Source organism: Trichococcus flocculiformis, from assembly GCF_900113645.1.
Lineage (GTDB): Bacteria > Bacillota > Bacilli > Lactobacillales > Aerococcaceae > Trichococcus > Trichococcus flocculiformis.
On record NZ_FOQC01000001.1, the window covers coordinates 203029 to 212291 of the forward strand.

Sequence of the window (9263 nt, forward strand, 5' to 3'; positions counted from 1 at the left end):
TCTTGCTAGATCAGAATTTCTGTCCGTCTAGAGTCCAATCTATTCTATCACAAATGGAAAATCATTAAAAGAAATTATCCAATCGGGAATCTATACGGAATATCCAAAAATCAAAGGACAAGCTGTTCCACTTTTCATGGAACAGTCTTGTCCTTCGAATTCAGTGCTTATATTTTGCGTTCAGCGCTTACGTTTTACTTTGCTGGAGGGATCCAGACGTTTTTCCATCAGACCCAACAACCAGTCGGCCAGAACGGCCATCAAAGCGGTCGGAATAGCACCGGCGAGGATGATGGCTGTCCCGTTCGTCGCATTGACGCCACGGGAAATGATATCCCCTAATCCGCCGGCACCGATGAAGGTACCGATGGCAGTGATACCGATCGCAACGACCAAAGCATTACGCAATCCGGCCATGATGACGGAAAGGGATAAAGGTAATTCGACCAGATAGGTCAATTGCATCCGCGTCATGCCCATGCCTTTGCCCGTATCCAACAAGGCGGCATCGACATTCCGGACACCCGTGTAGGTGTTTTTGATGATCGGCAGCAACGAATACAGGAAGACGGTCGCAATGACGGTGTCCGATCCGAGTCCTAGTCCGAGCATCAAAATGGACAACAGCGCCAATGAAGGGATTGTCTGGATGACATTGGCGGCGCCGATGATCCAATCCGCCAACTTCTTGTGGCGCGCAATCCAAAAACCGAGGGGGATCGCCACAATCGCCGCGAACAGCACACCGTAAATGGAAATCAGAAAATGACGGGTGAATTGTTCGAATACATAGCCGGCGTTCTCTCTGTAATAGTAGAGCAATTGCTGAAGTGTGTTCATTTCACTTAAGTTCATCATTTTCGCTCCTTTAGAGGTGTGACTTCTTTATCTTCGAAATAGTTGTTCTCTTCCAAGAAAGTTTGCGCGACGGTTTGGGCTTCCACCAAATCGTTGTCGACTTCATAGTTCATTGCCTGCATCAGCTCATCCGTCAGCGTATCCTCAAGTTTCAGAAGGATGGCCTCCAGTTCGGGGTAAGCCTCAAGAATCTCTTTAGTGGCAACCGGACTGGCGTCGTATGGCGGGAACAGTTGCAGATCGTCTTCGAGAACGACCAGGTCATAGCTTGCGATCCGGCCGTCAGTGGAGTAGCCTAAAACGATATCCATTTCGTCCGCCTGCAGGGCATCATAGACAAGACCGACTTGCATGGGATAGACACGCTGGAAGTCAAAACCATATGTTTCTTTGAAGGCTTCATACCCGTCGCCTTCCCGCTCCATCCAGGAGTTGTCCACTCCAGCCCGCAGATTGGGTGCCAATGCCGCGAGGTCGCTGACAGTCTTCAGATTGTTTTCTTCGGCAAATTCACGTGTTACCAAGAAGGCATATGTGTTGGCAAACCCATAGGAAGGGAACCAAACCTGATTGAATTTATCATCGAAGCCCTTCACAACAGATTCGAAAGCCAATGTGGGATCCGTGATAGGATCCATGGCCAACTCACCGGTCAGAGAAGTCCCTGTATAGCGAGCGGCCGAAACATTTGCATCGCCGCCGATCATAGCTTGGTGATTCAAAGTCGATGAACCGAGGTTGTTGACCATATCCACGGAAGCATCCGGCAGATAGTGTTCGACCATCCCTCTGACCATATAACTCAATATTTGCATTTCTGTCGTTGTCCCACCGGTGATGACGATGCCGTCATTGTTTACGGAGGCACCCAGACCAGGCAGAGAGCAAGCCGCCAATAACAGTGCTGTCAGCGGGAAAAGCAACCATTTTTTCATATACTTCTTCATCATCAGTTTCCTCCTTTTGCAGATGTTGTCTGTGGAGAAACGAATCGTTCAAGCTTACCGAGGAGGAAGTCAACCAATAAAGCCAACAAGGTTACCGGCAGGGTTCCCCAAATGATCATTTCTTGATCGTATACATTCAATCCGTTGAAAATGTAATCCCCTAAACCACCGGCTCCGATATACGAAGCAAGAGTCGCCCAAGCGATGACGTACACTCCCGCCAACCGGATCCCGGACATGATGACCGGGGCAGCAAGCGGCAATTTCACCTGCAGAATAATCTGATTATCGGTCATACCCATCCCTTTTGCGGAGTCAACGATTGTGCTGTTCACATTTGAGATGCCGATGAACGTATTTCTCAGAATCGGCAAGAGTGAATAGATGAACAGGGCTACAATCGCGGGAAGCTTTCCGATTCCGAACAAGGGAATCATCAAGGCAAGCAAAGCCAGAGAAGGGACAGTTTGTAGAATCGAAACAAAACTGATGATAAAACCGGAATAGCGTTTGAAACGTGTCAAGGCGATGCCTAAAGGAACAGCAATCAGAACGCCAAGCACCAGCGCCATCGCTGAGATGTAGAAATGTTCTCCTGTTTTAAAGAGCAACTCGGAACCATTCGCTTTCAAAAAGTCCATATCATCACCCCTCAACCGTTTCGATGTCCGCGGTTGTCTCGATTACTTCTTCCGCCGGCATTTCGGGCTCTATGTCTCCCCAAATTGTGTCATAGACCATATCCACAATGGATGTGCGGGTAATCAAGCCGATAAGCTGATTATTTTCATTGACCACAGGAATATTTTTGTAACCCAATTTCAAGATCCGTTGTAAAGCATCCCGGACGAGTGTACCTTCACGAACAAAGGAAACCTCACTCATGACCTCGCCGACAGTGACTGGACGGCGTCGGTTGGTGTCGATCGCTTCGACACTCAACATGCCCAACAAGATATCATCCGCATCGGTCACGAACAAACTATCGACACGACGGGTGCGCATCAATTTGATGGCTTCAGAAAGATTTTGGTCTGACGAAACCGAAACTGGGCCGCGGATCATGATCTGCTCAACAGTGCGGAAGTTCGTACGTGCTTGGCTCAGACGTTCTTCGCCTATAAAGTTTTCGACGAATGCGTTCGCAGGATCCATCAGGATATTGTCGGGTGTGTCGAATTGAACGACTTTTCCGTCTTGCATGATGACGATCCGGTCTGCCAGTTTCAAAGCTTCATCCATATCATGTGTGACGAAGATAACCGTTTTTCCCAATTCGCGTTGCAGTTCTTTGAGGGTTTCTTGCAGGGAATCGCGAGTGATCGGATCCAAAGCTCCAAAAGGTTCATCCATCAAAATGATGTCCTGGTCAGCTGCCAAAGCCCGGATAACACCGATACGTTGTTGTTGCCCGCCAGACAGTTCGGATGGATAGCGTTCGAGAAAATCCAAAGGTAGGTCGACTTTTTGAATCAGCTCTTCTGCAATCTTTCTTTGTTTTTCGACAGGCCATTTCAATAGTTTTGGAACCATAACGATGTTATCGAAGATAGTCATGTGGGGCATCAGGCCGATCTGCTGGATGACGTAGCCGATTTGGCGTCTCAGTTCCACCGCGTTCATGTCCTTGCTGTTTTTTCCGTTGATCAAAATTTCACCGGAGGTTGGTTCGATCATGCGGTTGATCATCCGCATAGAGGTTGTTTTGCCGCTGCCGCTCGTCCCGATGAATACAATGAACTCTCCGTCATTGAATGTCAGGTTCAGAGAATCCACAGCAATTTTCCCGCCTGGGAATCGTTTAGTAAGATTTTTAAATTCTATCATGGTTTCACCTCTTAGTATTTTTAGGTTCACAAATGTCTTACTCTACCTTAACGCGCAACAAAGCCTTTTTGCAAATGATAAGGTTGAAATCTTGTGAAAAAAACGCACTTTCGGAAGCGTTACCATTGTTGCGATGACGGTATATTTTCGACAAATTTTTATATTTTTAAATTTACGCATTCTGAATGTCTCCAAATTGACAAACGTGACAGTAAATATAGGGTTAGAGATAACCCGGAATCATGCTGGGAAAGAATAAAAAATAATTGGGAATCACAAAAAAGAATGCTAGGATAATAGCAAGAGCAAATGCGCAGAGATGTGAATAAATGAGAACGTTTTCTCGTTTGCGTACAACAACAAATTTTAAGGCAGGAAAGAGGATTTCAAGTGGAAAAAAAATACATCATGTCTATAGATCAGGGAACAACCAGCACACGTGCAATCATCTGGGATAAGAAAGGCACAAACATCTCTTCTTCGCAAAGAGAATTGATGCAATATTATCCTGAACCGGGTTGGGTGGAACACGACGCGAATGAAATTTGGATCAGTGTCCAGTCGGTCATAGCGGATGCCTTGATCAGAGGAGCTATTCGTCCGGAGGAGATTGCGGCAATAGGTGTAACGAATCAGCGTGAGACGACGGTTGTGTGGGACCGCGTTACCGGAATGCCGATCCACCATGCAATCGTTTGGCAATCCCGCCAAACTTCGGAGATCGCCGATAAACTGAAGCAGGAAGGCCATAAGGATTTCATCCATTCGAAAACGGGTCTGATCATTGACTCTTATTTTTCAGCCACAAAAATAAAATGGTTGCTGGACCATATTCCGAATGCTCGAGAGCGGGCCGAAAAAGGAGAATTGCTCTTCGGCACCATCGATACCTGGATTGTCTGGAAACTGACCGGGAAAAAAGTGCACGTGACGGATGTTTCCAATGCCAGCCGGACGATGCTGTTCAATATTTATGATCTGAAATGGGACGAGGAAATCCTGGATTTACTGGCTATTCCGAGAACGCTATTGCCTGAAGTCCGCTCTTCATCAGAAGTATACGGCTATACGGAGGAAAACGATTTTTACGGATCGCGTATCCCGATTGGCGGAATAGCCGGCGATCAGCAGGCTGCTCTCTTTGGACAGACCGGTTTTGAACAGGGAATGGTGAAAAATACTTACGGTACGGGGGCGTTTATCGTCATGAACACCGGCCTTACACCGGTGAAATCGGAAAATGGCTTGCTTACGACGATCGCTTATGGGTTGAACGGCGAAATAAACTATGCTCTTGAAGGCAGCATTTTTGTGGCCGGTTCTGCTTTGCAATGGTTACGCGATGAAGCTGAGCTGATCCGATCAGCGGCGGAATCGGAAGAGTACGCCGAACTGCTTGAATCGAACGATAATGTCTACATGGTTCCTGCTTTTGTTGGATTAGGTGCCCCTTACTGGGACCAAGATGTGCGCGGCGCTTTCTTCGGATTGACCAGAGGGACTTCAAAGGCGCATCTGATCCGTGCGACACTCGAATCGCTGGCTTATCAGACGAAGGATGTTGTGGACACGATGCAGAAGGATTCCGGACTTGTCATCACGAATATGCGTGTTGATGGAGGGGCAGCGCACAACAACTTTCTGATGCAATTCCAAAGCGATCTGCTGAATACAACCTTGACCAGATCCAAAGTATTGGAGACAACGGCACTGGGAGCCGCATACTTGGCAGGTTTGGCAGTAGGATTCTGGAAGGACACCGATGACATTATCCAAAATTGGCAGCCTGACTGCGAGTTCCACCCACAAATGGCGACTGAAAAACGCGAAGACCTCTATGCTGGCTGGCAAAACGCAGTAGCCGCCGCCCGCCACTTCAAACACAAGCCCAAGAGAGCGTGATGATTCGCGGTTAGGGGGTGAGCACTAAGCGGGCTAGCCGTAATGGGTTTGTTTTCGCCCATGAAGGTTAGCCAGATTAGGCGGAATCCCCTGCGAATCAGAACGCGTTTAAGAAAGAGCGTGATGATTTGCGTTCAGATAACCGAACAAAACTTAAGAATCACTAAAATATTCAGAAACAGACAAATGATACACCCGGTATGTTATAATAGATATATCTATTTTTTTGACTGGAGGAATTATCATGGCAGACACTCTCGAATTGGTAGTCATAACGGGGATGAGCGGCGCCGGAAAAACGGTCGCCCTGCAGACATTTGAAGATTTAGGCTATTTCTGTATAGACAATATGCCCCCAAGTTTGTTACCGAAATTTTGGGAACTTGTAAAAGAATCGGGTAAAATAAGCAGAATCTGCTTAGTAATCGATCTGCGCTCCCGGGCATTCTTTGATGAAATCATGTCTGCTGTGGACAGCTTGGACAACACTACTTTCATAACGACTAAGGTCATCTTCCTCGATTCGAAAGATGACGTGCTTGTTTCCCGATACAAAGAAACAAGAAGAAGTCATCCCCTGACCCAATCAGGCGGAACCGTACTGGAAGGAATCCGTAAAGAGAGAGAATTGCTTGAGGACATCCGCAATCGCTCACAGTTGGTCATCGATACAAGCGAGACAACACCCCGTCAATTAAGGGAACGCCTTCTCGACACTTTCAAAGTGGACGATAATGACGTTTTCCATATAGAAGTCGTATCTTTTGGTTTCAAGTATGGTTTGCCGATTGATGCCGATATCGTAATGGATGTGCGCTTTTTGCCCAACCCGCATTACGTAGATGAATTACGTCCACTGACGGGGCTTGATAAGCCAGTCTATGATTATGTCATGAAGCAACCGGAGACGGAAATATTTTACAAGAAATTTCTTGATTTATTGGAATACATCATTCCTGGTTATAAGAAAGAAGGCAAGACCAGTGTGAATATCGCCATTGGTTGTACAGGCGGGCAACACCGCTCGGTTGCTTTAGCAGAAAGAACCAGCCTTCAATTAGAAAGCGCGGGGTATCAAGTGAATACAACCCACCGCGATCGTAATAAACGCAAAGAGACGGTGAATCGGTCATGAGTCAAAATCCGAGCAGAACGAAGAAAATCGTCGTAATCGGCGGCGGAACGGGCCTGCCGGTCATTCTGGAAGAACTGAAGAATCACAATACAGACATCACGGCTATTGTCACAGTCGCGGATGACGGCGGCAGCAGCGGCATCATCCGCGACCATGTCAACATTGTGCCTCCCGGGGATATCCGCAACTGTATGATCGCGCTTTCCGATATGCCAAAACTGGAAAAGGATATTTTCCAGTACCGTTTCCATTCGAAGGATTCCTTCTTTTCCGGGCACGCCATCGGCAACCTCATCATCGTGGCCCTGACTGAAATGAAAGGGAGCATTTTCGATGCCATTCGGTTGCTGTCCGTTATGATGGGCGTTAAAGGCAAAATCTATGCCGCAGCTGACGAGCCGCTCTCACTCTATGCAGAGTTCAAGGACGGCACTGTCGTCAAGGGTGAATCGAAAATCGCAAAAAGCCGTAAAAAGATCGAGCGCGTGTATGTCAAACCTTTGGATGAAACAAGGGAGGCTGTCGCTTCCCGTCACGTCATCAACAGTATCCTGGAGGCGGATATGGTCGTTATCGGACCGGGAAGTCTGTACACGAGCATTTTGCCTAACCTGATGATCCATGACCTCGGCCAAGCGGTCATCGATACCAAAGCCGAGAAAGTCTATATCTGTAACATCATGACGCAATTGGGCGAAACAGAGGGCTTCACTGATGCTGAGCATATCAAGGTATTGCATGATCATCTGAAAGCGAAATTCATTGACACCGTCCTGGTGAACACTGAAAAAGTTCCGGATGAATACCTGAATCAGCAAGCTGACGAAGAATATTTGCTGCAGGTCCGCCATGATTTCAAAGGATTGCGCGAAGAAAACTGCCGGGTCATTTCTGCCGATTTCCTGGATATGAAGAACGGCGGCGTATACCACGACGGCAAAAAAGTCGTTTCGGAACTGATCAATCTCATTTCCAATATCAAAACTATCTGTTGACCTTTTTTCTGATCGAAAGAAGCTGTCGGAAAGGAGGCGTATATGTCTTTTGCATCTGAAGTAAAAAAAGAATTGACGACATTGGAAGTGCACCGCGAGCATGCGAAAGCCGAGTTGACCGCATTGATCCGGATGAGCGGTTCGGTCAGCATCTATAATCAGGCTTTCGTCCTGAATGTCCAGACGGAAAATGCGGCAATCGCAAGACGGATGTATGTACTCTTGAAGGACCACTATTCATTCGAAAGCGAATTGCTGGTCCGTCGGAAAATGAAACTGAAGAAAAACAACGTCTATATTGTGCGCCTGAAACAAGGCGTCCGGGAACTGCTGAGTGATCTGAATATTTTCGATGGACTGTCGTTCAAGACGCAAGTTTCCGAAGATATCATGAACAATAACCAGAAGGAGCGCTCCTACCTACGCGGAGCTTTTATGGCCGGGGGATCGGTGAACAGCCCGGAAACGAGCCGTTACCATCTGGAAATCTATTCCAATTATGAGGACCATAATCAGGACATCTGCGACATGATGAATCACTTCGACCTGAATGCGCGGACGATCGAGCGGCGCAACGGTTTCATCACGTATCTGAAGGAAGCCGAGAAGATTGCTGATTTTCTGGCATTGATCGGTGCCCATAACGCGATGATGAAATTCGAGGACGTCCGGATTATCCGCGATATGCGTAATTCTGTCAATCGTTTGGTGAATTGCGAGAACGCCAATATGAACAAAACAATCGATGCGGCAGCAAAGCAAGTAGCCAACATCGAATTCATCGAAGCAACAGTAGGTCTGGAGAAATTACCGGATAAGCTGAAGGAAATCGCAGTCATCCGTTTGGAGAATCCCGACATCAGCCTTAAAGAGCTGGGCGAAATGATCCCGAGTGGAGCCATATCAAAGTCCGGCATCAATCACCGTTTACGAAAAATAAATGATTTTGCAGATTCGTTGCGGATGAGAAAAACCATCCGCTGATAAAAAAATAAACTCGGAGACAAAAAAGTCTTTGGGTTTATTTTATTTATTAAAATGCACACCTCATTTTTGGCGGATATTACAAACAGTAAGTCAAGCTGAAGGAGGAATGGAAGGATGAATCAAGTATCATTGATCGGGCGTTTGGTGCGGCCCATGCAAGTGCAACAGGTGAATGGGGAAAGGCAAGTTTGCAACAACACACTGGCGGTGCAGCGTCTCAGGAAAGCGGATGAGGGTCAACCGCAAGCGGACTTTATACCTGTCGTGTTTTGGGGAGCAACCGCCAATCTGGTCGAACAGTATTGTGCTAAGGGCAATCAAATCGGTGTCAACGGCCATTTGGTTTCGCGTTCCTATGTCAACAAGCAGGAGCAGCACGTCTATGTCATCGAATTGGTCGTAGAAGAATTGTATTTTGTTGAAGCGAAAAGAGAACAGGAAGCAGTCTGATGCTCCCGCCCAAAAGCCCCGGATTCTGGGGCTTTTTTTGGCATATAGGAATTTATAAATTTTTTCAACTCAGAAGTGCATCACCGTAGGTGTTTCACAAGATTGCAACATGTTTCATGCATCTAAAATGATGTCCAGCTTCACGGGTTAGCCCTTCGGAAA

9 protein-coding genes are annotated in these 9263 nt (G+C 47.0%); 5 read left to right on the top strand and 4 right to left on the bottom strand.

Features of this window, described 5'->3' with window-relative positions:
- Positions 1 to 180: 180 nt before the first annotated feature.
- The 4 genes from BMZ71_RS00920 to BMZ71_RS00935 are packed head-to-tail and all read right to left on the bottom strand — an operon-like array spanning position 181 to position 3632.
- Positions 181 to 858, bottom strand: coding sequence for an ABC transporter permease (locus tag BMZ71_RS00920; protein WP_276641478.1), 678 nt, complete (start codon positions 856 to 858; stop codon positions 181 to 183).
- Positions 855 to 1805, bottom strand: coding sequence for an osmoprotectant ABC transporter substrate-binding protein (locus tag BMZ71_RS00925; protein ID WP_198143302.1), 951 nt, complete (start codon positions 1803 to 1805; stop codon positions 855 to 857). Before BMZ71_RS00925 ends, BMZ71_RS00920 begins: the two co-directional genes overlap by 4 nt.
- A gap of 2 nt (positions 1806 to 1807) precedes the next feature.
- Complete coding sequence (locus BMZ71_RS00930) at positions 1808 to 2446, bottom strand: ABC transporter permease (protein WP_068560924.1); 639 nt, start codon at positions 2444 to 2446, stop codon at positions 1808 to 1810.
- 4 nt (positions 2447 to 2450) lie between these two features.
- Positions 2451 to 3632, bottom strand: a complete 1182-nt coding sequence (locus tag BMZ71_RS00935) for a betaine/proline/choline family ABC transporter ATP-binding protein (RefSeq protein ID WP_086988674.1) — start codon at positions 3630 to 3632, stop codon at positions 2451 to 2453.
- A 390-nt stretch (positions 3633 to 4022) separates the two neighbouring features.
- Between BMZ71_RS00935 and glpK the strand changes: the two genes are divergently transcribed.
- The 5 genes from glpK (at position 4023) to BMZ71_RS00960 (ending at position 9101) form a co-directional block, all read left to right on the top strand.
- Positions 4023 to 5534 carry a glycerol kinase GlpK gene (gene glpK / locus BMZ71_RS00940; protein WP_256957854.1) on the top strand — a complete coding sequence of 504 codons (1512 nt, stop codon included), beginning with the start codon at positions 4023 to 4025 and terminating at the stop codon, positions 5532 to 5534.
- Positions 5535 to 5778: 244 nt separating this feature from the next.
- Positions 5779 to 6669 carry an RNase adapter RapZ gene (rapZ, locus tag BMZ71_RS00945; protein WP_068560919.1) on the top strand — a complete coding sequence of 297 codons (891 nt, stop codon included), beginning with the start codon at positions 5779 to 5781 and terminating at the stop codon, positions 6667 to 6669.
- Entirely contained in the window at positions 6666 to 7664 is a 999-nt protein-coding gene (locus tag BMZ71_RS00950; protein ID WP_086988673.1) for a gluconeogenesis factor YvcK family protein, read from the top strand. Before rapZ ends, BMZ71_RS00950 begins: the two co-directional genes overlap by 4 nt.
- Positions 7665 to 7706: 42 nt before the next feature.
- A complete protein-coding gene (gene whiA, locus BMZ71_RS00955) occupies positions 7707 to 8648 on the top strand; it encodes a DNA-binding protein WhiA (RefSeq protein WP_086988672.1) in 942 nt (313 codons plus the stop codon).
- A gap of 117 nt (positions 8649 to 8765) precedes the next feature.
- Positions 8766 to 9101, top strand: coding sequence for a single-stranded DNA-binding protein (locus tag BMZ71_RS00960; protein WP_086988671.1), 336 nt, complete (start codon positions 8766 to 8768; stop codon positions 9099 to 9101).
- Positions 9102 to 9263: the final 162 nt, after the last annotated feature.